Raw genomic sequence first — 24,127 nt, 5'->3', positions numbered from 1 at the left:
TGTTGCGCTCGGAGTACCCCTACTCATGATTCGCGCTCGGCCATTACCCCGGCCCAGGTCTTCACCTCACCAATGAGGGTGATTGATCCGGTGACGACCACTCCGCCGGTGGGGCCAGCCTGCTCGCGGGCCAACTCAAGTGCCTGTGAGACATTTTCTCGCCACGAGGTGCGATCCGGTCCGGCCACAGCGCGGACAGTCTCCGCTAAGTCTTCAGCGGAGACCGCGCGGTCTGATTCAGATTGGGTCACCACAAACACGTCAGCAATCGGGTCGAGTGCTTCGACAATGCCCTCGGCATCCTTATCGCTCAGTACCCCGAGGACCACCACAAGGGTGTCGAACTGAAACGACTGCATCAGCGCACGAGTGAGCGATTCGGCGCTAGCCGGATTGTGGGCAGCATCGATGATGACACTGGGGCTGGTCGCCACCACTTCTAGCCGCCCAGGGCTCTTGGAGTCTCCCAGTCCTTCCTCAACAACTTCTTTGGCAAGAGAGTGTTCTCCCCCGCCGAGGAACTGTTCAGCTGCCGCCACGGCGAGCGCAGCGTTTTCTGCTTGGTGATAGCCCAAGAGCGGTAGCGCAACACCACGGTATTCGCCATTACTCACTCGAATATCCACGACCTGGCCGCCGACGGCAGGCACACTATCGACAACGAAAAAATCTCGACCCAGCACGTTGAGTGGAGCTTCATCACGTTCACAAGCCGACGCGATGATGTCGATCACTTCCGCTTCTTGAGGGGAAGTGACGACGTGACTGGCGGGTTTGATGATCCCGGCTTTTGTTTTGGCGATGTCTTGAATTGTGGGCCCAAGAAACTCGACGTGTTCCAGTGAAATGGGCGTTACGACTGCAACATCGGCGTTGGCCACGTTGGTGGAGTCCCACTCGCCCCCCATGCCGACTTCCAGCACCGCCACGTCGACGGGTGCGTCGGCAAAGCAGGAGAAGGTGAGCACGGTGAGCGCTTCGAAAAACGTCATGGCGGGTTCACCCCGTGCAGCGCATTCGGCATCAACAATGGTCAAATAGGGCTCAATGTCGCGGTAGTTTTCGACCAAGGCTTCATCGGAGACACTCTGGCCGTCCACCACAATGCGTTCGTTGAGTCGTTGCAGGTGGGGGCTGGTCATCAACCCGGTGCGCAAGCCATGGGCGCGCAGAATGGATTCAATCATTCGTGCGGTGGAGGTTTTCCCATTCGATCCGGTGATGTGCACCACACCAAACATATGTTGGGGGTCTCCTAAGAGTTCCACCGCTCGCCTCGTCGGCCAGAGCCTCGGTTGTGGCGCACGCTCCCCGATTCGTTGGTAGAGCGCCGCAATCACTTCGTCGGCTTGCCCACGAAAACTCTCCGTCACTACTGTGGCCTTTCGCTGTGGGCTCTGGCAACACTCACTCGCACCGTGGAATCATCCCCCACAGAATGTTCGCTGGACGGGGCGCCTTCCGGGAGCTCTCCCACACTCATCTGCGCGGCCAGAGTCTCCGTCGCAATCAAATCACCGTGGGCCTGGAGTGCACTGAGAGTGGCCTGGTCACCGCCGAGGGCAAGGTGAATCCTGTCGGAGACGTCCAACCCAGCATCTTTTCTGGCCTGTTGGACTACTCGGATCACGTCCCTGGCTAACCCTTCTTGTCGAAGGGGTTCGCTCACGTGTGTATCGAGGAGGACAAACCCGAAGGTTCCGACGAATTCGACCGCGTGGTGGCCTTCGGCAACGTCGAGGACGAGGTCGTACTCGCCCTCCTGGAGGGTGTGCCCTGCGACCTCAAGACCCTCTCCGGTGAAGGTGTAATCCCCCGCTTTGGTGGCCTTAATGACACTTTGGACTTCTTTACCTAAGCGGGGGCCCAATGCCCGCGCATTAACCACTACTCGCCTGGTCACGCCAAAGTTCTCCAGGGTGTCCTCACTGCGGGCCACCAGGTCGACCTCTTTCACGTTGAGCTCGTCGGCCAAGACCTCTGTGTAGTGTTCAACGCTGGCTGGGTTATCGACAACGACCGTGATTTTCTGTAGGGGAAGGCGCACCCGCAGTTGGTGGGCTTTTCGAAGGGCCAGGCCCGCGCTGGCGATGCCTCGCACCTGATCCATTTCGTCTACCAGTGTGGGGTCTGAGGGAATCAGAGAAGCGTCTGGCCAGTCGGTTAAGTGCACGCTTTCTCCACCGGTGAGCCCCCGCCAGACTTCTTCTGTAATCAGCGGTGCGAGGGGTGCTGCCAGTCGTGAGAGCACTTCCAACACGGTGTAAAGGGTGTCTATTGCCGCTTGGTCGCTTCCGTCCCAGAAGCGCTCCCGACTGCGCCGCACGTACCAGTTGGTGAGCACGTCAGCGAAGTCACGCAGTGCTGCTGCCGCTAACGGGCTGTCCAGGTGGTCGAGGTGTTCGGTGACAACCTGGGCGGTGTCGTGAAGTTTCGCGAGGATGTAGCGATCGAGTGTGTGGGGTGAATCGGTGCGCCAGGTCGCCTCCGAGTCACCGGCATACAGGCTGAAGAAGTAATACGTGCTCCACAGCGGTAACAGGAACTGCCGCACGCCCTCTCGAATACCTTCTTCGGTGACGACGAGGTTTCCCCCTCTGATGACCGAACTGGACATCAAAAACCACCGCATGGCGTCCGCGCCGTCGCGCTCAAACACTTCGGAAACATCCGGGTAGTTGCGAAGCGACTTGGACATTTTGTTGCCGTCGGATCCGAGGACAATTCCGTGGCTCACGACTTGAGAAAACGCCGGGCGGTCAAATAGTGCGGTGGCCAACACGTGCATGGTGTAAAACCAGCCACGGGTTTGGCCGATGTATTCGACGATGAAATCGGCGGGGTTGTGGGAATCAAACCATTGCTGGTTATCGAAGGGGTAGTGCACTTGGGCGAAGGGCATCGAACCGGAATCGAACCACACATCTAAGACATCGGGGATACGCCGCATCATCGACTGACCGCTGGGGTCATCGGGGTTTGGTCGAACGAGTTCATCGATGGCGGGGCGGTGGAGGTCAACAGGACGCACCCCAAAGTCGGCTTCGAGTTCGTCGAGTGAACCGTAGACATCGACGCGGGGGAAATCGGGGTTGTCTGATTTCCACACCGGAATGGGCGAACCCCAATACCGGTTTCGACTAATCGACCAATCCCGGGCATTTTCCAGCCATTTTCCAAACTGGCCGTGTTTGACATTCGCGGGAACCCAGTTGATGTCTTCGTTGAGTTCAATCATCCGGTCCCGAAACTGGGTGACTCGCACAAACCAACTCGACACCGCCCGGTAGATCAGGGGGGTTCGACAGCGCCAACAGTGCGGGTAAGAGTGGTCGTAGCTTCGCTGTTGGACGAGCTTTCCGGCCTGGCGCACCAACTGGGTGAGGGGTTTATTCGCCTCAAACACGGATACGCCCGCCACGTCGCTCACCTGGGGCAAGAACGCTCCCGCATCATCGAGAGACAAAATCAGCGGGATTCCTGCTTTTTCGCAGGTGATTTGGTCGTCTTCACCGTAGGCGGGCGCTTGGTGCACAATGCCCGTACCTTCACCGGTGGCGACATAGTCGGCAACCAGAATCTGCCAGGCGTTCTGGGTACCCCATGTCTCCACATCGGCGTAGTAGACAAACAGTCGCTCGTAGCGCAGACCGCCCAGTTGGCTCCCGGCAAACGTCTCGCCGATTGCCTCGTGGGCCGACTCTGCTGAGTCGTAACCCAATTCTTTGGCGTATGCGCTGAGAGTGTCCCGGGCGAGGAGGTAACGCGCGCCGTGTCGGCGTTCACCGCCTTCACCATCGGCGGCACCCACTGGCCCTGCGGGCACCACGACGTAGTCGACGTCTGGTCCCACCGCGAGCGCGGCATTGGTGGGAAGTGTCCACGGGGTTGTGGTCCATGCCAACGCCCGCACCCCAGAGAGCCCCAGAGAGTCGGCTGTGTCCCCGTAAAGGGGAAAAGACACCGTGACCGACTGGTCTTGGCGGGGTTGGTAGACGTCGTCGTCCATCCGCAGTTCGTGGTTGGACAGTGGTGTTTGGTCACGCCAGCAGTAGGGCAGGACCCGGTAGCCCTCGTAGGCCAGGCCTTTGTCGTAGAGGGTTTTAAACGCCCACACCACACTTTCCATAAAGGTGATGTCGAGAGTTTTGTAGTCGTTGTCAAAGTCAACCCATCGAGCTTGACGGGTGACATATTCCTGCCACTGGTCGGTGTAGCGAAGGACGGACTCTTTGGCGGCTTGGTTGAACTGGGCAATACCCATTTCTTCAATTTGGGATTTGTCGGTGATGCCCAACTGTCGTTCTGCTTCTAATTCGGCGGGTAAGCCGTGGGTGTCCCAACCAAAACGGCGGTGCACTTGGTAGCCGCGCATCGTGAAATACCGGGGAAAGAGGTCTTTGGCGTAACCGGTGAGGAGGTGACCGTAGTGGGGTAGACCGTTCGCAAAAGGTGGGCCGTCATAAAACACCCACTCTTCGCAGCCTTCTCGCTGGTCAATGGAGCGTTGGAAGGTGTCGTGACCTGCCCAGTAGGCCAGTACGTCGTGTTCGATGTCGGGAAAACGCGGCGAAGGGTTCACTCCGGCGTGGTCTCTGTGACGCGGATACTTCATGGGGCTCCCAACAACGATTCTTGCGGTGATTTTGTGTGGGGGCGCATGCCGCGCGGTACCACCCCACTTGCCCATCGAAACAGGCCACTCGTTGCTGGGCGTTAACGGGCCCTCCCGACCGGTTCTACTCCCCCACTACCTGGGGTTTCTTCCGGTAGCTCCCCGGTGATTGCCGGATCGACACCTCTTTATCTTAAGCCATCATCGCGGGTGCGGCCGCGAGAAGTTCCCTGGTGAAGGGGTGCTGCGGGTCAGTGATGACGCTCGCGGAATTTCCCGATTCCACAACCCGACCTTCGTGCAGGACCACCACTTCGTCACTCATCTGGGCAATGACGCCCAGGTCGTGAGAAATCACAATGAGACTGAGGGCTAAGCGCTCTTGTAGCGAAGCCAGCATGCGCAGAACTTGTGCCTGAACAGAGGCATCCAATGCCGAGACCGGCTCATCGCACACCAGCACTCTGGGTCGCCTGGCGAGCGCACGAGCGATGGCCACCCGCTGACGCTGACCCCCCGACAGCTGGTGGGGTTTGCGTGGCAAAAGCTCCTCAGATAAACCCACCTGCTCCAGAAGTTCTCTCATGCGAGCGGAACGCTGGTGTGTATCGGTGAGAGTGTCATCGAGGCGTATCGCCTCGCCAATGACTTTCTTGACGCTCCACCGTGGGTCCAGGGCGTCGTAAGGGTTTTGCTCAACGAGTTGGATTGCCCCGCGCTGTGGTCTTTGCAGACGCTCAGACACCGATGACCAGGGTTTACCCATCAGCTCCACGTCACCGGAATCCGGCTTGTCAATTCCCATCACAATCCGCGCAAGGGTGGTTTTTCCTGAACCCGACTCCCCCACGATGCCCAGCGTGCGACCGGCAGAGACCTGGAGGGACACATCCTGGAGTGCGTGAAACACTGCGCCCTCGTCAGTGGCATAGTGTCGGCTCACCCCGCGCACAAGAAGCACGGGCGACTCTGAAGGGTCGTCGTGGCTGGTGTTCCTGGGAGCACCAGTTTTCAGGGTGGGTACCAAATCGAGTAGCTCTCGCGTGTAGGGATGCCGTGGTGCGGTGAGGATCTCATCAGCGGGCCCCTTTTCGACCAGTTCACCGTGTCGCATCACGCCAATTCGGTCGGCAATCTGGCGAACCACAGCAATGTCATGGCTGACCAACAGCAGGGCAATTCCGGAGGCTTTCAACTGGCCCAAGAGTTCGAGAATGCGTGCCTGGCTGAGGGAATCTAAGGCTGTCGTCGGCTCGTCTGCGATGAGAATTGCTGGCTTTGCGGCAATTGCAGACGCGATGAGCGCTCGTTGCCGAAGCCCTCCAGAGAGTTGATGGGCATACTGTTGCATCCTGAGGTGGGGCTCGGACACCGCCGCCTGCTCTAAGGCGGCCAACACCTGTTGCATTCGCACGTGCTCTTCCACTCGTGGGCGGGCGATATCGAGCACTTCGCCGACTTCGGTACCAATTCTTCGCAGCGGATCCAGCGAAACCAACGCATCCTGACTCACTAGACCCACCCGGGTGCCCCGAAGCGTGCGCCACTGCGATTGGGTGAACTCGCGCGTTTCAACCCCCGCAATGACCCGACTTTTCGCAGTGACGACCGCATCCGGTGGCGTGAGACCCAGCAGAGAAAGAGCCGTGAGGGTTTTACCAGAACCCGATTCACCCACTAGGGCGAAACACTCTCCCGGCTCGATATCAAACGACACGTCAGCCACGGCGGGTGCTGAACCACCAGGAAACTGCACAGTGAGCTGCTCCAGGTGAACACGGTTAGTCATCAGATTTTCACCTCGTTGAGGGAGCGTAGATAACGACCTAGTGTGCTGACCGAAATCACGGTGGCAACAATGGCAAGCCCTGGGAAGAGGGCAATCCACCACGCTGTGGCCAGAAAGTTGCGCCCCTCGGAGAGGATGATGCCCCATTCCGGGGTGGGAGGCTGAGGGCCGAGCCCCAGAAAACTCAAACCGGAGGCGGTGACGATGGCGGTGCCCACCCCAATGGTCGCCATCACCAACAGCGGGCCCACAATGTTGGGAATCACGTGTGTGATGAGCACTTTCGCCGGCGATGACCCTAACAATCGGGCTGCTCGCACGTAACCGGCTTTCGCCACTACCAGGGTTTCTGAGCGCGCCACCCTGGCGTAGGCGGGCAGAGCAGCCAGAGCCACCGCAACAGGGATACTCGCTTCACCGGTACCCATGACCGCAATCACGAGCAAAGCCAAGAGAAATTCGGGAAAAGCCATCAACACATCCACCCCGCGGGACAGTCCCGCTGCCACGGCCTTGGGGGCCAAGGCAGCTCCCACACCGATCAACACACCGAAGGTGAGAGCGATCGCTGTTGCGCCAAAACCGACGAAAAGGGAATATCTCGCGCCGTGAACGACCCGAGAGAACACGTCCCGCCCCGATTGGTCGGTTCCAAAAAAGTGCGCACTACTGGGTGGTTGAAGCACAGCAGCAGCGTCAGTGTCAAGTGGGCTCAGCCCAGTCCACCACGAGGGAGCTACAGCAGCCACCGCAATCAGTGCGAACACGAACCCGGCCAGTACAACACTGGGAGGCACCGCCCGGGTTCTCACGAACCGACCCTTCGCAGCGGTGACGCTAGCAAGAAAGCTCACGAGCGCTCCTTCGCCTGGGAGGAACGTAAACGGGGGTCCAGCGCTTGGTAGCTCAGATCAACAACCAAGTTGATGACAGCAAAGACCATAGCTGACAGGACAATAACGCCGAGGATGACGGGCAGGTCGCGGCCAATAATGGCGCGGATCACGACTTGCCCGAGACCGGGTCGAGCGAAGACCGTTTCGACCAGGACTGTCCCGCCCAAGAGTGAACCGACAAGGAACCCGCTCAGTGTGAGCGTGTCCATCGCGGCGTGGCGCAGGGTGTGGCGTGAGACCAACATGGCTGGGGTGAGCCCCCGAGATTTTGCGGTTGTTGCGAAAGGCTGCCCTTCAGCAGAGTCGAGGCCTTGACGCAGTACTTGGCTGATGATGCCGGCCACTGGCAGAGCGAGGGTGAGTGCTGGCAGCACGAGAGAGGCCACACCAGCGGTCGACAAGACCGGAAACCAGCCCAGTTGGAACGCGAAAACGGCGAGGAGGAGGAGTCCAATCCAGAAGGTTGGTGAAGAAATCACCACCAGTTCCACCAGCGAGATGACCTTTTTTGTTTTCTGGCCACGCCCGAGCAGTGCTGCGGAGTAGGCCATCACCCCTGCAAGGAGGGCTGCCGCGCCACTGAGTTGGAGTGTGGGAACAATTTGTTGAGAGATCACCTCGACGACGGGAGAGCGAAGCTGATAGGACTCACCCAGATCGCCTTGCAGGAGACGACCCATGTACTCCAGATACTGAAGAAAGGGGGGACTATCCATTCCCCAGTCCGCCCTGATTTGTTCGCGCACCGAATCAGAGACCTGTGCTTGGACCCCCAGCATGATGTCCACCGGATCGCCCGGGACAACCATCAACGCAATGAAGCCGACTGTTGCTGCGGCCCAAACCACCACCAACACTCGGGTGAGGCGCCGGGCCACTGCCCACCCAAGCGCCCTTGCAGACGAGCCCCATGACTGAGGCACTGTGGCGGTGGGGGCGACGCCCGGACTCACTGACCGGCGATGGCACCGTAGAACAAGGCGCGGCCGTAAAGGTCAAACTCCAAGCCCTCCACGGTGTCGCTTGCCACGGTGATTTCCGAGGGCACAAACAGCGGAACAATCAGGTTGTTTTGCGCGTTCCACTGCTGGATGCGCTGGTAAATCCGTTCACGCTCCTCGGGTGCACTAGTAGCCACTGCATCACTCAACAGCTGGTCGATTTCGGGCTTACTGACCGTTGACACTGTTTGGTAGCCGCCAGTTTGAAGGTGACTGCGAAGCACATCCGCGTCAGGGCCTGAGAATGACCAGTCGGCAACATCAAATTCGCGCGGGCCATAAAACTCCATGTACTGAGCGGGCTCTAGTACCTCACGAACCAATTCGAAACCAATGTCTTGGAGGTCTGACTGGATGAAGTTCGCGAGGCTCGCTCGGTCATCCGGCACCGGTGTGTAGACAATCCAGCGGGCGCTGAGGCGTTCACCGTCTTTGGTGCGGTAGCCCTCTTCGTCCCGGCCGGTCCAACCAGCTTCGTCGAGCAACTCATTGGCTTTTTCGGGGTCGTAGGGCCACGACTGCTCGAGTGATTCGTCGTAGGCATTGGGAGTTGTGGGCCCCAACACGCTCCACGCCCGGCTAAATTGCCCCAGATAAATACTGTCGATGGCGTCCGCCGCGTCAAAACCTATGCTGAAAGCTTCTCGGACGCGTTCATCGGCGAACACGCCGTGACCTTCGTTGATGTAGAGGGAGTAGGGAATTCCCGGCATTTCCACCGAGTAGGTAGAAACTCCTTCCCGCACCTGAGCAGCCATGTCTGGCGTGAAGTCGGCGGCGACATCGACATCACCGGCATTGATGGCGCCAACCCGCGACGCTGTTTCGGGAACGATGGCGATTGTGAGGACATCCGATACCGCCCGGCCTTGGTGCTCGAAATGTGCCGGAGCCCAGTTGTAGTCAGGATTCGCGGTGAAGACAAGCTCTTGGTCGGGGGTGTATTCCTGGAGGATGAAGGGCCCCGTTCCCACGGTGATGCCCGGTCCGCCCGCTTTCAATTCCTCAGCTGACTCTTCCAAGACTTTGGGTGAGTAGAAACCCAACTGGGGCAAACTCAAACCTTGCAGGAAGGGTGCGTAGGGCTGGCGGAAATTCACCGCAACTTCGTACTCGCTGAGTACTTCAGTCCCTTCGTAATAGCCGCCTTCTTCGGCGAAACCGATCAGGCTGGCTGCCTGCGCGGAGGCTGTCTCGGGCGCCACGACGTGGTCGAAATTGGCCTTGACGGCTTCCGCGTTGAAGGGTTCTCCGTCGTGGAAGGTGACGTCCTGGCGCAGCGTGAAGGTGTATTGGAGTTCATCCTCGGAGATTGTCCATGACTCGGCCAACCAGGGGACAAAATTGCCCGACGTGTCCTGGGCTACTAATGAGTCAAAAGAGTTGCGCAACACCAGCGCCGCAACATCGAGTTGGCTGGAGTGAATGTCCATGTGCCCTGCGCTCAAATTGCCGCCCTCGATAGCGAAGGTGAGGGTGGAACGAGACGCTGCGTCGCCCGCCTGTTCGACACCGCTGGGCTCGGCGGCACAAGCGCCCAGACCAATCACGAGGGCGGCAGACGCCCCCACGGAGAGTAGTGAACGGGTCCTGCGGGAGACTGTGGACATGGAATCGCCTTCTTTTACGCAACAATTTTCCCTTACGCTACATTATTTAGACTCGGTAGAAAAATTGGGGATCTAATGGCAGCGTCACACTCCCGAGGTCGACCTCCCGCCTCATCGCAGGAGACGCTGCAAGATGCGGCCTTCGATTTATTTCTCGAAAAAAGCTATGCAGACACCAGCGTCCTTGACATCACCCAACGGGCGGGTGTGAGCCGGGCAACATTTTTCAATTACTTCGAGGCAAAAAGCGACGTGTTCTGGGTCGAGTTAGACCAGGCTCTCAGCCAACTGCGCGAGCAATTAGGGGCAGCGCAACGCTCCGCTGGAGGGCTGTCACCCCGAATGGGGTTAGAGGCCGTAGTGGGAGCATTCGAGTCCTTCGCAGCACAACTACAGATTCATCAGGTGCCGTTCGCGCTGACCCAACACCACATGATCGGAAGCGTCAACGAACTGCAGGCGTCAGCGCTCAACCGGTTCAGTCTCATCGCGCGCGTGATCACCGACTTCCTGGAAGCAGCCGGTCATCCCACCAGCCGAGCGAGAGCAGCATCTTATGCATTGATTGCCGCTGCGGTCGCGGCGGCTCAAGAGTGGGCATCTGCGGGCACAGCCAGAGGCTCGCTTCCCCTTTACGTCACGGACGCACTGTTGCCGGTACTCCAGGGCTTCACACCGGAAGGGAGCTAACACGGCCACGCTCAGCACAGCACTGAGCAGGTTTTGTAGCATGGAGCAACCAGTAGGCACGATCACCCGGTGCCGCCCATAGTGAAAGGTCCTCGATATGGCCCGCCCCATCCCTGAAAAGCCCCAACTCGAAGGCCTCGAAGCGACATGGTCGACACACTGGGATCAGGAGGGCACTTACCGGTTCAACAGGGAACAGGGCCTCGCGAAGGGTTCAGAGGGTGTCTTCTCGGTCGACACTCCCCCACCGACCGCGTCGGGCAGTCTGCACATTGGCCACGTCTTTAGCTACACCCACATGGACCTGCAAGCGCGCTACCAGCGCATGCGAGGTAAAGAGATTTTCTACCCCATGGGTTGGGACGATAACGGCCTGCCCACAGAGCGGCGGGTGCAGAACTACTATGGTGTGCGCTGCGACCCGACCCTGCCTTACGACCCCGATTTCACGCCGCCCTATGAGCGCGGTGAAGCGGGCAAGAACAGCCAACAGTTGCCGATTAGCCGACGAAACTTTGTAGAACTGTGTGAAACACTCACCGTGGAGGACGAGCAACAGTTTGAAGACCTGTGGCGGGCATTGGGGCTCTCGGTTGACTGGTCGCTCAGTTACCGAACAATCGACGACCACTCACAGCGCACCGCGCAGCGGGCATTCCTTCGAAACTTGGAACGCGGTGAGGCCTACCAGTCGGATGCGCCGACTCTGTGGGACATCACCTTCCGTACGGCGGTGGCTCAGGCTGAACTGGAAGACCGCGAACAGCCCGCTGCCTACCACCGGGTGCGATTCCACGGCCCCAGTGCTGGCGAATCGGTCACCATTGTGACGACAAGGCCCGAGTTAATTCCTGCCTGTGTTGCCCTGGTCGCTCACCCCGACGACGAGCGCTACCAACACCTCTTTGGCCAGAGTGTCACCAGCCCACTTTTTGGGGTGTCTGTTCCCGTGAAGGCTCACCACCTTGCACAACAAGATAAAGGCACCGGCTTGGCCATGGTCTGCACCTTTGGTGATGTCACCGACGTGGTGTGGTGGCGAGAACTCGACCTGGAAACCAGGCCCATGTTGGGCCCCGATGGTCGAGTGTTGGCGGAAATCCCTGACGCCATCACCGACGCCGACGCCAAGGCCCACTATGAGCAACTAGTCGGCAAAACAGTGTTTTCCGCAAAAGCTCAGATGGTCGACATGTTGCGCGAATCGGGCGACCTGCTGGCTGAGCCAGAAGCAATTACCCACCCGGTGAAGTTTTTTGAAAAAGGCGACAAGCCCCTGGAGATTGTCACCACCAGGCAGTGGTACATCAGCAATGGCTCCAGAGACGACGATTTGAAAGCGCGTTTGATTCAGCGGGGCAAAGAGGTCGAATTTCACCCCGACTTTATGCGTGTGCGCTACGACAACTGGGTGGGTGGGTTGAGCGGAGACTGGCTCATTTCCCGCCAACGGTTCTTCGGCGTGCCGATCCCCGTGTGGTACCGACTCGATGAACACGGCGAGGTTCAACGAGAAGAAGTCCTCACCCCCGATGAGTCCAGCTTGCCGGTCGACCCCGCCTCAATGCCCGCACCGGGATATACCGAAGATCAGCGGGGCACGCCCGGAGGGTTTGTCGGAGAAGCCGACATCATGGACACCTGGGCGACGTCCTGCCTCACCCCTCAAATCGCTGGTGGTTGGGAAGAAGACCCGGAGCTTTTTGACTTGGTCTTTCCCTACGACTTAAGAAGCCAGGGCCAAGACATTATTCGTACGTGGCTGTTTTCCACGGTGCTACGCTCCGAATTGGAACACGGCACCGTGCCGTGGAAGCACGCCGGCATTTCGGGCTTCATTGTCGATCCTGACCGCAAAAAAATGTCAAAGTCCAAAGGAAACGTGGTCACCCCTCAAGGGATGCTCGACGACCACGGTTCCGACGCTGTGCGCTACTGGGCTGCGTCGTCACGACTGGGCACCGACGCCGCATTTGACCCCAACAACCCGAAAGTCATCAAGATTGGCCGTCGACTGGCGATCAAGGTCTTGAACGCGTCGAAGTTTGCGTACTCGTTCCCCGGCCAAGGTGGTGCGGTCACTGAAGCGCTCGATCTGGACATGCTCCACCAACTTTCTTCCGTGATTGAGCAGGCGACGGCGGCCTACGAGCAGTTCGATCACGCCCGTGCCCTCGAAGTCACCGAAACGTTCTTCTGGAGTTTCTGTGACGACTACCTCGAGCTGGTCAAAAACCGTGCTTACGCGGATGGTGACAGCGCACAGGAGGGAAACCCCGGACAGCAGAGCGCGATTAGCGCGCTAGGGCTGGCACTCGATGCCATGCTGAGGCTTTTCGCCCCCGTCATTCCCTTCGCCACCGAAGAGGTGTGGAGCTGGCAACACGAAGGCAGTATTCACCAGGCTGCGTGGCCCACGGTGGAAGAGCTTGGCCTTGGCAACAACGCCCACCCTGGTGTGTACGCGGTGACCTCCGAAGCGCTGATCGTCATTCGCCGTGCGAAAACCGACCGACACCTCTCACAACGGGCACCCCTGACACGGGTTTCTTTGGCTGCCCCTGAACTTCTCGCTCACGCGGCGGCTGATCTTCAGGCGCTCGGACATATCGAACAGCTTGACCTGAGTGTTGCGGATGACATCGAATTGATTGCCTGCGAGGCAGCCGAAGCGTGAGCTCAACACCCGCAACCGTCCGACCCATTGCGAAAGAGGACTTCACCGCCTGGCGCAGGCTTTTTGACGATTACGCCACCTTCTACAACACCACACTCGACGAGTCTGTGTATGAGGGCTTGTGGGGTTGGCTGTTAGACCCAAGCGTTCCCCTATGGGGTTTTGTCGCCGAATCAGAGGGCAAGATTGTGGGCTTTGCCCACCTTCAACAACAACGAGACACCTTCACGGCGTCGACCAGTTGGTTTCTTGACGACCTTTTTGTCGACCCCCAGCACCGCTCACAGGGCATCGCCCGGATACTGATCGCCGAAGTGAATCGTTTCTCGGCCGAGCACGGTGGCGGTCGCATCCGTTGGATTACCGACACCGACAACCACAGGGCACGGCGCCTCTATGACGATGTCGCACAACTCACCCACTGGGTGATGTATGAACAAGGAGGGAACACACCATGATGCTGGGTGGTCGCTTTGATGTGGGTCACGATTTTTCTCGGGTGGCCTCGGCTGAACTCCTGGAGCGAATCGCCCAGGCCGAAGCGGACCTGAGCGACGAGCAACGCCAATCAGCACGTTGGACTCTGACCTGGTTGGAAGGCTCGCCAGTCCTGGCCTTAGATGGCGGCCCCACCCTGCGGGAGGGTTCCGCCGAGGAGTACTAACTCACGACGTGTCATGCCGGAGACGAGTGACGTCGGAGTGTTAGGCCGACTTTTCTTGACGCCGCGCTGATTTCGGCACGATTGTCGGCGAAGCGTTTTTTAGGACCACATCTCGGGTGATGACCACTCGGGCGATTGTGTCCGAGGAGGGCACATCAAACATGACCGGCCCCAACACTTCTTCCAAGATGGCCCGTAACCCGCGGGCACCTGTTTGACGCAGCGCCGCGAGGTCAGCAATTTCCTCAAGGGCTCCCTGTTCGAACTCCAACTCCACATCGTCGAGCGCGAACATTCTCTTGTACTGCTTAATGAGGGCGTTTTTGGGCGTCTCAAGAATGTCCATCAGTGCGGTGCGATCCAGTGGTGACACGGTGGTCACCACCGGGAGCCTGCCGATGAATTCAGGGATCAGACCGAACTTGTGTAAATCTTCTGGCAGAACTTCGGAGAACATATCCTCGATGGCGCCCTTGGTGTGCAGTGGCGCCCCGAACCCAATGCCGTGTCGACCGACTCGCTGGGAAATGATTTCTTCTAAGCCAGAGAATGCCCCAGCCACTATAAACAAGACGTTGGTGGTATCGATTTGAATGAAGTCCTGCTGGGGGTGCTTGCGTCCACCCTGGGGTGGGACGGAGGCCACAGAGCCTTCCAAAATCTTGAGAAGCGCCTGCTGAACGCCTTCTCCTGAGACATCGCGTGTGATGGAGGGATTCTCGGCTTTCCGAGCAATCTTGTCCACCTCATCGATGTAGATAATTCCGGTCTCGGCACGCTTCACGTCATAGTCGGCTGCCTGGATCAGCTTCAGGAGGATGTTTTCGACATCTTCTCCGACATAACCCGCTTCGGTCAGTGCCGTGGCATCGGCTACTGCGAAGGGCACATTGAGCCGTTTCGCGAGGGTCTGGGCGAGGTAGGTTTTGCCACATCCCGTGGGGCCAATGAGCAGAATGTTGGATTTTTGAATCTCGACGTCGTCTGGTTCGGCGTTGCCCTGGGCAATCGCCCGGACACGTTTGTAGTGGTTGTAGACGGACACTGAGAGGGACTTTTTCGCCGGCTCTTGACCGATCACGTATTCCTCGAGGAAGTCGAAAATCTCCTTGGGTTTCGGCAGGTCGAAATCGACAACGCTGTCAGTGGTTTTCTCCGCTTGGCGCTCTTCGATGATTTCGTTGCACAGCTCCACGCATTCATCACAGATGTATACGCCTGGTCCTGCGATTAACTGCTGGACCTGCTTTTGACTCTTGCCACAGAACGAACACTTCAGAAGCTCGCCTGACTCACCTGCACGCGCCATTGTGGACCGCCCCCGCTCAATTGTGGAGTCCAATTCGTAGGAAGCCTACCGGTTTGCACCGATGAGGCCGGGTTTTTGGAGCTGAGAGTGTCGATAATCACACAGACCTAAACTGGGGCCACCATGGAGCACTCCCAGCGCCACACATCACTGGTCTTGAGCGCAGCAATGCTGACGGGACTGTGGGTGTTGGCGGCCGTTCCTGCCCTAGCTCATGACCAAGTGATTGAGACCACTCCTGGTGTGGGCGAGAGCGTCTCAGATCACCCTGTCGACATCATCATCACCACGTCTGGTGAACTTCTCGACTTGGGAGGAAACTCTGCAGGGTTTGCCATCATCGTCAACGACGAAGCCGGATTGTTCTACGGCGATGGCTGCGTCACCGTTGATGGAATTTCGCTGTCCACCTCAGCGAACTTGGGTGACACAGGGCCCTACACGGTGACCTACCAGTACATCTCCGGCGATGGCCACACCCTCTCCGGAGAATACGGCTTCGACTTTGAACGCCCGGAGGACTACCTTCCTGCTGCCGGGCAATCCCAAGCCCCCGTCTGCGGCGAGCCGCCCGTGTACCCGCTGGAATCAACAGGCTCCGATGAAGAACCTTCACAAGAGCTTGGCTCTGGCGAAGCAGAGCCCTCAGTGTCCGAACCATCGGCGCAACCGGCGACGGAACCCGCCGCGGGTAGCGTTAATCCATGGTGGGGCAGCCCGGCGACGATCGCCTCAATTGTGATCCCGCTCGGAATTGGCGCAGCGCTCGTGTACTGGTTTGCGAGGCGAAAGCCACGCCAAGCAGACTAGTGGCCACCTATAGCGACCCCCGGTACCGAATGACTTTTTCGGGATCTACCCTGCGGTGACGGCCTGCGGGCCGCCCGCGGGAACAATTCCGCCTTTTCGACTACTCAACACCTGATCGATGAGGCCGTAGCTGAGGGCTTCATCCGCGGTGAGGATTTTGTCGCGGTCGATGTCTTTTCGCACCTGCTCGATGGTGTGATTCGAGTGCTTGGAGAGGGTCTCCTCTAACCAGTCACGCAGACGGGCGATTTCTTTCGCCTGGATTTCAATATCCGAAGCTTGTCCACGACCCGCTTCGCCCATCATCGGCTGGTGGATGAGGATTCGAGCGTTGGGAAGCGCCAGGCGCTTACCCGGGGTACCGCCGGCAAGAATCACCGCAGCCGCAGAGGCCGCCTGACCCAACACGACGGTTTGAACTTCGGGCCGGATGTACTGCATGGTGTCGTAAATCGCGGTCATCGCGGTAAACGAGCCACCCGGTGAGTTGATGTACATCACAATGTCGCGCTCGGGGTCTTGGCTTTCCAACACCAACAGTTGCGCCATCACGTCATCGGCGGAGGCGTCATCGACTTGAACACCCAAGAACACGATGCGGTCCTCAAAGAGTTTTGCGTAGGGGTCTTGGCGTTTGAAGCCGTAACTGGTGCGCTCTTCAAAGCTCGGCAGGATGTAACGGGCTTCTGGCATGAAACGATTTTCCATTGCGATCTCCTTCTACCCGACTACTTCTTCTTGCCTGTTTCGGTACCGCCGCCACCGGACACATCGCTGGCTGACGCCCGAATGTGGTCGACAAACCCATATTCCAGGGCTTCTTCGGCGCTGAACCACTTATCGCGGTCGCCATCGGTCATGATTTGCTCCACCGTCTTACCGGTCGCTTCGGCGGTAATTTCCGCCAAACGCTTCTTCATGTCGTTGATCAGTTGCGCCTGAGTTTGAATGTCACTGGCTGTTCCACCGAAACCTCCGTGTGGCTGGTGGAGCAACACTCGTGCATTGGGGGTGATGTAGCGCTTGCCTTGGGAACCGGCAGTGAGCAACAGTTGGCCCATTGAGGCAGCCATACCGATCCCTACGGTGACGATGTCGTTGGGCACAAACTGCATGGTGTCGTAAATTGCCATACCCGCGGTGATCGAACCACCGGGCGAGTTGATGTAGAGGTAAATGTCCTTCTCGGGGTCTTCTGCAGCCAACAACAGCAGTTTCGCCGCAATCTCGTTGGCGTTGTCGTCCCGAACTTCTGAACCGAGCCAAATAATTCGTTCTTTGAGCAGGCGATCGAACACGCTCTGCTGCATCATCGGTTCAGCCATGATCTCCTCACAGGGTTGCCTTGTGTCTGACTATTCGACAGTAGTGCTCCCGGGCTGAACACCCTGGGCGTGTTCGCCCTCGGCAGAGGGCGAAGCGCACTTTAGTGGTCGTGCTCGTCAGGGGTCGTCGAGCCCACTTCGCCGAGGAAATCAGTCAAGTCGACTTTTTTCCCCTTGGAGTCCTTAATGCTCACCTCGCGCAGAGCCACCGAAAGGGCCTTTGATCGTGACACTTCGTTGGCGATTGTGCCCAACTGGTTTTGCTGGCTCAGTGCCTGGATAAACTCAGCCGGTTCCATCCCGTATTGACCAGCCGACTGCACCAGGTAGCTGGAGAGTTCCTCTTGGGTGGGCTGAATATCGAGAGAGGCGATCAGTGCGTCAAGGACAAACTGGGTCCGCAGCGACTTCTGGGTCGATTCGGTCACCTCAGCGCGGTGTTCATCATCCTGGAGGCGCTTTTCTTGCTCCAGGTGACGGTGAACTTCGGCCTCCACGACGCCGTCTGGAACGGGAAGGTCGAGCTCTTCCAGCATCTTCTCGACCAGTTTGTCTCTGGCTTCCTGCGCTTGAGCGAGGCGCCCTTTGCGCTCCACTTCTTTCGCGAGGTCTTCGCGAAGCTCCGCGATGGTGTCGAACTGGCTGGCAATTTGCGCGAAGTCGTCATCAGCTTCGGGTAGTTCGCGCTCTTTCACCGACAACACGGTGACTTCAATGTCTGCAGTCTCACCGGCGTGGTCGCCACCGAGTAGTTCGGAGGCAAAGGTGGTGGTCTCCCCCGCAGTCAACGTGTCGAGTGCTTCGTCGATTCCATCGATGAGCTGGCCGGAGCCCATTTCGTAGCTAATCGAGTTGGCCGTATCAATCGTGTTGTCACCGATTTTGGCGACCAAGTCGAGTTGGACAAAGTCTCCCGACGAGATGGGGCGATCCACACTGACCAGGGAGGCGAAGCGCTCACGCAGGGAATCGAGTTCCTCATCGACGGCTTTCTTATCCGTGGAGAGCGCTTCCACCTCGAGGGTGTATTTCGAATAATCCGGAAGCTTCACTTCGGGACGGACATCCGTTTCGACGGTGATGATTAAGTCACCGGAGAAATCTTTTTCTTCAGGCCACGTTGTCACGTCAGCCTCTGGTCGACCCAGAGTGTCAATGCCCTCTTCCGCGACCGCCTCCTGGAAAATGCGGTCCAAACCTTCACTGACGGCGTGGTTCAGCACTTCACCGCGACCGATGCGCTGGTCGATAATCGGCGGCGGCACTTTACCTTTACGGAAGCCGGGAATAGTGACCTGCTCAGCGATGTGAGTGTAGGCGTGGTCGATGCTGGGCTTTAGCTCCTCGGGGCTCACCGCAATGGTGAGCTTCACGCGGGTGGGACCCAAATTTTCGATGGTGGTCTTCGGCACTTAAATACTCTCCCGGGTTGATGACGTGCGCGGGCTGGTCGGGGCGACAGGATTCGAACCTGCGACCTCCCGCTCCCAAAGCGGGCGCTCTACCAAGCTGAGCTACGCCCCGAAAGGAGTCCCTGTCAGCCCACAGTGAATCGATAGCGCACGCTGCGCGCTATCGACCGTGAACAGTGTAGCCCAGGCAGTGTTTACGCCCGTGACTGGAACAGATGCACTACGATGGAGAAATCCTGGGGATGTAGCTCAATGGTAGAGCCTCAGTCTTCCAAACTGATGGTGCGGGTTCGATTCCCGTCATCCCCTCCACGATTTTCCTCCGGCTGAGTATGGCCCCTCAAGGGCCACTCTGTCGTGCGTTGGTCGGGTGAAGACTGTGCCGTGAACCCCACACTCAACACCACTCGACCACCCTGCTGTTCCAACTGAGTGCCACTGGAGTGGGCCTCAATTGTGGACAAACCGATTCCCCCGCCGGCCGAAGGCACCATCCGGTGTAACACCCCAGGGTTACTCACACTCATGAGCACTCGCTCCGGATCAGGCCGGGTAATGTTCAGCGTGATACTGCCCGGTCGCCCGTGACGGACCGCGTTGGATAACGCCTCCGAAAACACCATAAACACTCGATCGGCGAGTGCCGGTTCACCATCCAGCAGCCGCCACACCTGGGGGTCCACGCTGTGGTCGATGGGCCGCGCGGCAGACCACACAGTGATGAGCGACTCAAAACGCGCCTGTGTGGGGAGGAATTCTCGGGTGTCCTGGTCATCAAAAAAGGTATCTAACCGCCGTCCCATTTCTTCCAACGCCTCAGGCAACTCGTCGGGCACAAAGTCGGGGGTGCGAAACAGGGCGGCCCACGCAACCAGTTCTGCCTGCACCCCGGAATGGAGCACGTCGGCGACTGTGGCCATGCCGTCACGAGTGCCGACGTGGTGTTGTGCGGTCCTGGTGGCCAGACCCGAAAGGGTCTTCGCCTGAATGTCCTCTCTCCTGAGCGTCACCTTAATCAGATGCTCAGCAACGGAAAAACCTGTCCCCATAATGGCCAACATGGTGGGTGCCGCGAACACGAAACCGACGGGGGTTCCCAGGGCTCTGGCAGCAACCACCATAAGCGTCGTCGTAGTGGTCCCGGCGGCACTCAAACCCGCCACAATCCAGGCGAAGCGAACGACTGCGGTCCGGGGCTGCAGTCGAGTCACGATCACGCGCAGTAACCAAAACGCCCCCCCAAGTACGGGCAGCGTGGACACGGCAATGAGCGTTTCGGTACTCCACCCGAAACGCTCCCACATGAAGACCGCCACGATGGGAAGGCTCACGAGCAACAGCGATGCCCCGCGGGTGGGAAGGATTTCGCGCCAACGCAGGTCTTTCGGGAAAATCGTGTCGGGATCATCCGCTAGTTCTTTTTGAGCCTCTGAGGAAAGCGAGCCGTGCGGGGGTGCCTCAGTCACCACCGCGTGCTCGAGATCGCGCTTCGTCTCATGGCTAAGCGGCCGAATCACTTCCTCCACAAGTGCATCAATTTCGAGGGCAACATAATCGGGGCGTGTGGGTGGAGAGACCTTCCACGGCAAGAGCAGTTGATCGATATGAGCTTGGGCGCGGGCCATCACTTCCGCAACTGTGGGTGCATCGTCGCCGCGATCTGCGAGACCGAGAGACACGATGGATTCCTGTGCTTGGTCGATTCGACGCCGAGCAACCCGCGAGCGCTGCAACAGTTCGACGAGCACACCGGTGAGAGCGAAAAGGGGAACGACGAACACAATGCTTAAGGCAAAGCGGGAAGGACTCAGTGGCACGGTGGGCACACCAACCAGCAGGTACGCGTAGTCCACGGCATAGATGCGCACAACGGCCAGTAGGACAAACACGCTCGTGGTAATGAGGGCTGGGGGTGGCTTAACCGGAAGAAAAAACAGGAGCCACCACAGCAACAACGCGACCGCTCCCATTGCTGCGTGTCCGAGCAGAGTCGGGAGGAAATGCCCCTCATATTGGGGATTCGCGTAAGGCCCCCAACCGGAGAGCATCGTGAGGGAAAACGTGATGGTCACGACAAGTGCGATACCGGCTGGAGTCATACCACCACGGCCTCCCAACAGGGACAGGTAGGACGCCAGACCGCGCATCTAGATCACCTGATCGGGTGGACCAAAAAGGGCGATGTATTCCCTCGCTGCCGCAACTCGGGCGTTGAGCGAGGCACTTCCGTCCACTCCCAAACGGGCAAAAAGTCGCGTCACTATTCTCTCGGTGGCCGCCACAGTGGTGCCCCGATGTTCGGCAATGGCGGCATTGGATAACCCTGCCGCGATGAGTCGCCAGACCTCCATTTGGGGTGTGGTGAGGGAAGCTGCTTCCTGCGCGAAAGGTGAGCTTGGTTGTGGCTCCAGTAACTGCGGTTGACGGTTTCGAAGCGCAGCTTCGACGACGCTCAAGAGTTCGCCCTGGTTAGTGACTTGTTGTTTGCTGGCCACCACGGTGTGCGCGGGAATTGCTTTGGCTTCTCTCGCCAGGTGTGAGGCCGGATAATTGCTCATTAAGACAACGGCCAGGTGGGGCGCCCTGGTGGCAAGAATCAGCGCCAATTCACTACCGGAGGGCGGTGAACCCAGATGAACATCGGCGACCAGAAGGTCGGGGTCACACTCGTCGAATTGGGCGACAGCGTCTTCGGCTCCCGCCACCGCGGTCACCTCAAAGCCGTTGTGGCTAAGCGCATCCGCTACTAACCCCCGGGTCATGGGGTGATCTTCGACAACCATTGCACGCCGAGCCACCATGGCATTGCCCCCTCATCTGACATTCTCGCGAAGCGTCGAAGACCCTCTCGGCGCAAAAGTTAAAGCCAGGTTAGTATCCTTACCGGGCACTCTACAGCGTGGGACCGCTCCCCACCACGGGAATTAACGACTGAGGGTGCTGTGCGTCACGCGGCCTTCAACTACCGTCAGCTCCACGGGAAGCTCACGCAAGGCCTGAGCGAGCCGACTGGGATCACTGGCAAAGGCTCTTCCCAACCAGAGCGGGTCCGCGCCTAACACCGCGAGATCGGCCGGCTCGCCCACAGCGACATCATTTCTGGCCGATGCCCGGAAGGCCGCTCGAACCCCAATGCGTTGAGCGGCGACCCAGGACGAACGGTCGTCATCGGTTCTCGCCACTGCAGCCGCTATTTGCGCCAGAGGGTCCAGCGAGGAGACGGGGGCGTCTGAACCAAAAACCACGTGAGCACCGGCATCGAGCAGAGACCGTATGGCAATGACCCGGTCGGTTCGGTCACTCCAATAGTGGTCGGCGACTTCCCTGTCGTCGACAGCGTGCTGAGGTTGGACGCTTGCCGTCACACCGAGGGTGGCAAACCGGGAAAAATCCACATCGCGAAGAAGTTGCGCGTGTTCGATTCGCCCCGGCACTCCGACCGCCTCGAAGAGGTCAAGGACGACACGATTGGCTTCGTCACCGATCGCGTGAAAGGCGGGGGAAAGACCAGCGTCTTTGCCGCGAACCATGAGCGCCTCTAGTTCCGCTACCGGATAGTTCATCGCCCCGAACTCCTCACCGGGGATACCGCGGTAGGGCTGACAGCAGTAGGCAGTGCGGGTGTTGAGTGAACCGTCGGTGATGACTTTCAAGTAGCCGACACTGACTCCTGGCGCGACCGGTTTTCCGGTCTGATCCCCGCGCCCAATGGCCTGCTCTAAGTAATCCGGATACACCGCGTAATGCACGCGAGTGCCCCAATCGTCGCGTCCTAGTCGGCGGCGTTGCCAGTTGGCGTGGTTGTCATCGAAATCAAAATCGACAATTCCGACAACACCCCTGGCAGAAGCGGCCACAAGCGCATCAGCCACCCACTGGTCGCGGCTATCGCCATCCACACTGGCGAGCTTTTCGGCTAAGCCGAACGCTTCGCGCTCCCGAAGGACACCTTCGGGTAGGGCTTCAGCATGGCCCAGCATTTCGGCTGCTGCGGTGTTTAACCACACCGAGTGCAAGTCGATACTCCACAACACCCACGGCTGTGCACCCGAAAACTGATCCAGCAGCGCCGCGGTTTTCGGATCCGACCACAGGCCATCTCGAAACCCGGCACCAATCATCACATCGGCAGTGTTGGCTGCTTCGGCTGTGGCTGTCGCCATTAACTGTGCTGCTTCCACAGCCGATTCGGCAGCTTCTAGGGACACCCGGCGGCGATACTCAGCCCACGACCCCAAGTGGACGTGTTCATCCCAGAGGCCAGGGGCAAGGACGCGGCCATCGAGATCGTGTTCTTCTAGGGCAGCATCCGCCTCGATTGAGCCGGCTGCACCAATGTGATCAATAAGGCCACCGCGCACACGCACATCGACGAGGCCGCGCTCCGGTTGATCAAAGAGGGTCGCGCGGCGAAGAATCATAGAAAAAACTCTAACGTCGCCTAATGCCTGGCCTGACAGTGCGGGCAGTAGTAAAGCTTCCTCGCCTGCATCGGGGCCATCACGACGTGGTGGCCACACACCAGGCAAGGCTCCCCCTCACGTTTATACACAAAGTGTCGAAACGCTCGAGCGCGCAGGGCCTTTTTTGCCCCCGCGGGGGTGAGATCGTCCCTTGTGACCATGACACCCGTTTTCACACCGCGCCTCAGTAACACCCCCCAGTCGTCCCATAGAGCCTCTAGTTGCTCTGTGCTGAGCGAGCGGGCAGGTTGAAAAGGATCGAGCCTGTGGCGAAACAGCAGTTCGGCTCGATACACATTGCCAATTCCGCTGACAATTTTCTGATTCATCAACGCGATTCCGACCGGTGTGGACGTTTTCGCCATTCGCTCAATAAAGCGTTGACGGTTGACGGTGTCTGAACCGACCAACGGGTCTGGCCCGAGCGTCGAAGCCAGCTCTGAGGCGTCCCCTGGCCTCATCAGCTCACAGGCGGTGGGGCCCCGCAAATCCGCCACAACAGATGGTCCCGCCAGGCGCAGACGCACTTGACCCACCGGCTCCGGTGGAAAGTCTTCAGCGTCAACTTGTCTGAGCCCTTCCTCCACGCGACGTGGCGCTCTCGGTGCTCCCAACGACTCGTTTTCCGTCACACCGTGAACACTCCACGCACCGTAAATACCCAAATGTACCCGCAGCACCCAGTCGCCCCCGAAGGCCGCAAAAAACTGTTTGCCTACAGCCCAGGCGTCATCCATGACCAGACCGTCCAGTAGCGCCGCTCCCTCGCGGAAACGTCCCTGCGGTGAAGACGCCGCTAACGCGTGGCCGACGAACGAGCGACGAAAGAGCCCGGCAACCCGGTGAACGGTGTGGCCCTCAGGCAT

At 59.0% G+C, this 24,127-nt stretch carries 18 protein-coding genes and 2 tRNA genes; 6 read left to right on the top strand and 14 right to left on the bottom strand.

The features are described 5' to 3' along the window. Positions 1 to 23: 23 nt before the first annotated feature. The 6 genes from C3B54_RS03745 to C3B54_RS03720 all read right to left on the bottom strand — a co-directional run bounded on the left by C3B54_RS03745 (position 24) and on the right by C3B54_RS03720 (position 9,911). Positions 24 to 1,373 carry a bifunctional folylpolyglutamate synthase/dihydrofolate synthase gene (locus tag C3B54_RS03745; protein ID WP_104913306.1) on the bottom strand — a complete coding sequence of 450 codons (1,350 nt, stop codon included), beginning with the start codon at positions 1,371 to 1,373 and terminating at the stop codon, positions 24 to 26. Then, positions 1,373 to 4,615 (bottom strand): isoleucine--tRNA ligase, encoded by a 3,243-nt coding sequence (gene ileS / locus C3B54_RS03740; RefSeq protein WP_104914250.1) that lies wholly within the window; start codon positions 4,613 to 4,615, stop codon positions 1,373 to 1,375. The genes C3B54_RS03745 and ileS overlap by 1 nt, the downstream gene beginning before the upstream one ends. A gap of 193 nt (positions 4,616 to 4,808) precedes the next feature. After that, positions 4,809 to 6,404: a dipeptide ABC transporter ATP-binding protein gene (locus C3B54_RS03735; RefSeq protein WP_104913305.1), complete on the bottom strand. Its 1,596-nt coding sequence runs from the start codon at positions 6,402 to 6,404 to the stop codon at positions 4,809 to 4,811. Next, positions 6,404 to 7,216 (bottom strand): ABC transporter permease, encoded by an 813-nt coding sequence (locus tag C3B54_RS03730; protein WP_104914249.1) that lies wholly within the window; start codon positions 7,214 to 7,216, stop codon positions 6,404 to 6,406. Before C3B54_RS03730 ends, C3B54_RS03735 begins: the two co-directional genes overlap by 1 nt. Positions 7,217 to 7,254: 38 nt before the next feature. Next, positions 7,255 to 8,178, bottom strand: a complete 924-nt coding sequence (locus tag C3B54_RS03725; protein ID WP_245867996.1) for an ABC transporter permease — start codon at positions 8,176 to 8,178, stop codon at positions 7,255 to 7,257. A 71-nt stretch (positions 8,179 to 8,249) separates the two neighbouring features. Further along, a complete protein-coding gene (locus C3B54_RS03720) occupies positions 8,250 to 9,911 on the bottom strand; it encodes an ABC transporter substrate-binding protein (RefSeq protein ID WP_104913304.1) in 1,662 nt (553 codons plus the stop codon). A gap of 75 nt (positions 9,912 to 9,986) precedes the next feature. On the opposite strand from C3B54_RS03720, the gene C3B54_RS03715 reads away from it, so the two are divergent. The 4 genes from C3B54_RS03715 (at position 9,987) to C3B54_RS03700 (ending at position 13,942) form a co-directional block, all read left to right on the top strand. Next, positions 9,987 to 10,601: a TetR/AcrR family transcriptional regulator gene (locus tag C3B54_RS03715; protein WP_104913303.1), complete on the top strand. Its 615-nt coding sequence runs from the start codon at positions 9,987 to 9,989 to the stop codon at positions 10,599 to 10,601. Between the two features lie 97 nt (positions 10,602 to 10,698). After that, positions 10,699 to 13,278, top strand: a complete 2,580-nt coding sequence (gene valS, locus C3B54_RS03710; RefSeq protein ID WP_104913302.1) for a valine--tRNA ligase — start codon at positions 10,699 to 10,701, stop codon at positions 13,276 to 13,278. Then, positions 13,275 to 13,736, top strand: a complete 462-nt coding sequence (locus C3B54_RS03705) for a GNAT family N-acetyltransferase (RefSeq protein ID WP_158665511.1) — start codon at positions 13,275 to 13,277, stop codon at positions 13,734 to 13,736. Before valS ends, C3B54_RS03705 begins: the two co-directional genes overlap by 4 nt. Next, positions 13,733 to 13,942 (top strand): hypothetical protein, encoded by a 210-nt coding sequence (locus C3B54_RS03700; RefSeq protein ID WP_158665510.1) that lies wholly within the window; start codon positions 13,733 to 13,735, stop codon positions 13,940 to 13,942. Before C3B54_RS03705 ends, C3B54_RS03700 begins: the two co-directional genes overlap by 4 nt. Positions 13,943 to 13,982: 40 nt before the next feature. Here the strand turns inward: C3B54_RS03700 and clpX are convergent, their stop codons facing one another. Continuing rightward, positions 13,983 to 15,251 (bottom strand): ATP-dependent Clp protease ATP-binding subunit ClpX, encoded by a 1,269-nt coding sequence (gene clpX, locus C3B54_RS03695; protein WP_104913299.1) that lies wholly within the window; start codon positions 15,249 to 15,251, stop codon positions 13,983 to 13,985. 123 nt (positions 15,252 to 15,374) lie between these two features. Here clpX and C3B54_RS03690 point away from each other — a divergent pair, with 123 nt between their 5' ends. Next, positions 15,375 to 16,061: a copper resistance CopC family protein gene (locus C3B54_RS03690; protein ID WP_104913298.1), complete on the top strand. Its 687-nt coding sequence runs from the start codon at positions 15,375 to 15,377 to the stop codon at positions 16,059 to 16,061. 45 nt (positions 16,062 to 16,106) lie between these two features. Here the strand turns inward: C3B54_RS03690 and C3B54_RS03685 are convergent, their stop codons facing one another. The 4 genes from C3B54_RS03685 to C3B54_RS03670 all read right to left on the bottom strand — a co-directional run bounded on the left by C3B54_RS03685 (position 16,107) and on the right by C3B54_RS03670 (position 18,910). Continuing rightward, entirely contained in the window at positions 16,107 to 16,769 is a 663-nt protein-coding gene (locus C3B54_RS03685; RefSeq protein WP_104913297.1) for an ATP-dependent Clp protease proteolytic subunit, read from the bottom strand. A gap of 20 nt (positions 16,770 to 16,789) precedes the next feature. After that, complete coding sequence (locus C3B54_RS03680; RefSeq protein WP_104913296.1) at positions 16,790 to 17,386, bottom strand: ATP-dependent Clp protease proteolytic subunit; 597 nt, start codon at positions 17,384 to 17,386, stop codon at positions 16,790 to 16,792. 101 nt (positions 17,387 to 17,487) lie between these two features. Next, positions 17,488 to 18,798, bottom strand: coding sequence for a trigger factor (gene tig / locus C3B54_RS03675; protein ID WP_104913295.1), 1,311 nt, complete (start codon positions 18,796 to 18,798; stop codon positions 17,488 to 17,490). Positions 18,799 to 18,833: 35 nt separating this feature from the next. Beyond that, positions 18,834 to 18,910 (bottom strand) — tRNA-Pro (locus C3B54_RS03670). 126 nt (positions 18,911 to 19,036) lie between these two features. On the opposite strand from C3B54_RS03670, the gene C3B54_RS03665 reads away from it, so the two are divergent. Then, positions 19,037 to 19,110 (top strand) — tRNA-Gly (locus C3B54_RS03665). A 1,835-nt stretch (positions 19,111 to 20,945) separates the two neighbouring features. On the opposite strand, the gene C3B54_RS03655 is transcribed toward C3B54_RS03665, so the two are convergent. The 3 genes from C3B54_RS03655 to C3B54_RS03645 form a co-directional block, all read right to left on the bottom strand. Next, on the bottom strand, positions 20,946 to 21,599 hold the full coding sequence (locus C3B54_RS03655) for a response regulator (protein WP_104913293.1): 654 nt from the start codon (positions 21,597 to 21,599) through the stop codon (positions 20,946 to 20,948). Between the two features lie 123 nt (positions 21,600 to 21,722). Continuing rightward, positions 21,723 to 23,219 carry an amidohydrolase gene (locus C3B54_RS03650; RefSeq protein WP_104913292.1) on the bottom strand — a complete coding sequence of 499 codons (1,497 nt, stop codon included), beginning with the start codon at positions 23,217 to 23,219 and terminating at the stop codon, positions 21,723 to 21,725. A 20-nt stretch (positions 23,220 to 23,239) separates the two neighbouring features. Beyond that, positions 23,240 to 24,127, bottom strand: a complete 888-nt coding sequence (locus tag C3B54_RS03645; RefSeq protein ID WP_104913291.1) for an Fpg/Nei family DNA glycosylase — start codon at positions 24,125 to 24,127, stop codon at positions 23,240 to 23,242.

Source organism: Pontimonas salivibrio, from assembly GCF_002950575.1.
Lineage (GTDB): Bacteria > Actinomycetota > Actinomycetes > Actinomycetales > Microbacteriaceae > Pontimonas > Pontimonas salivibrio.
Note: the sequence above shows the minus strand (reverse complement) of the source record. Positions and strands in the feature narration are given on the sequence as shown.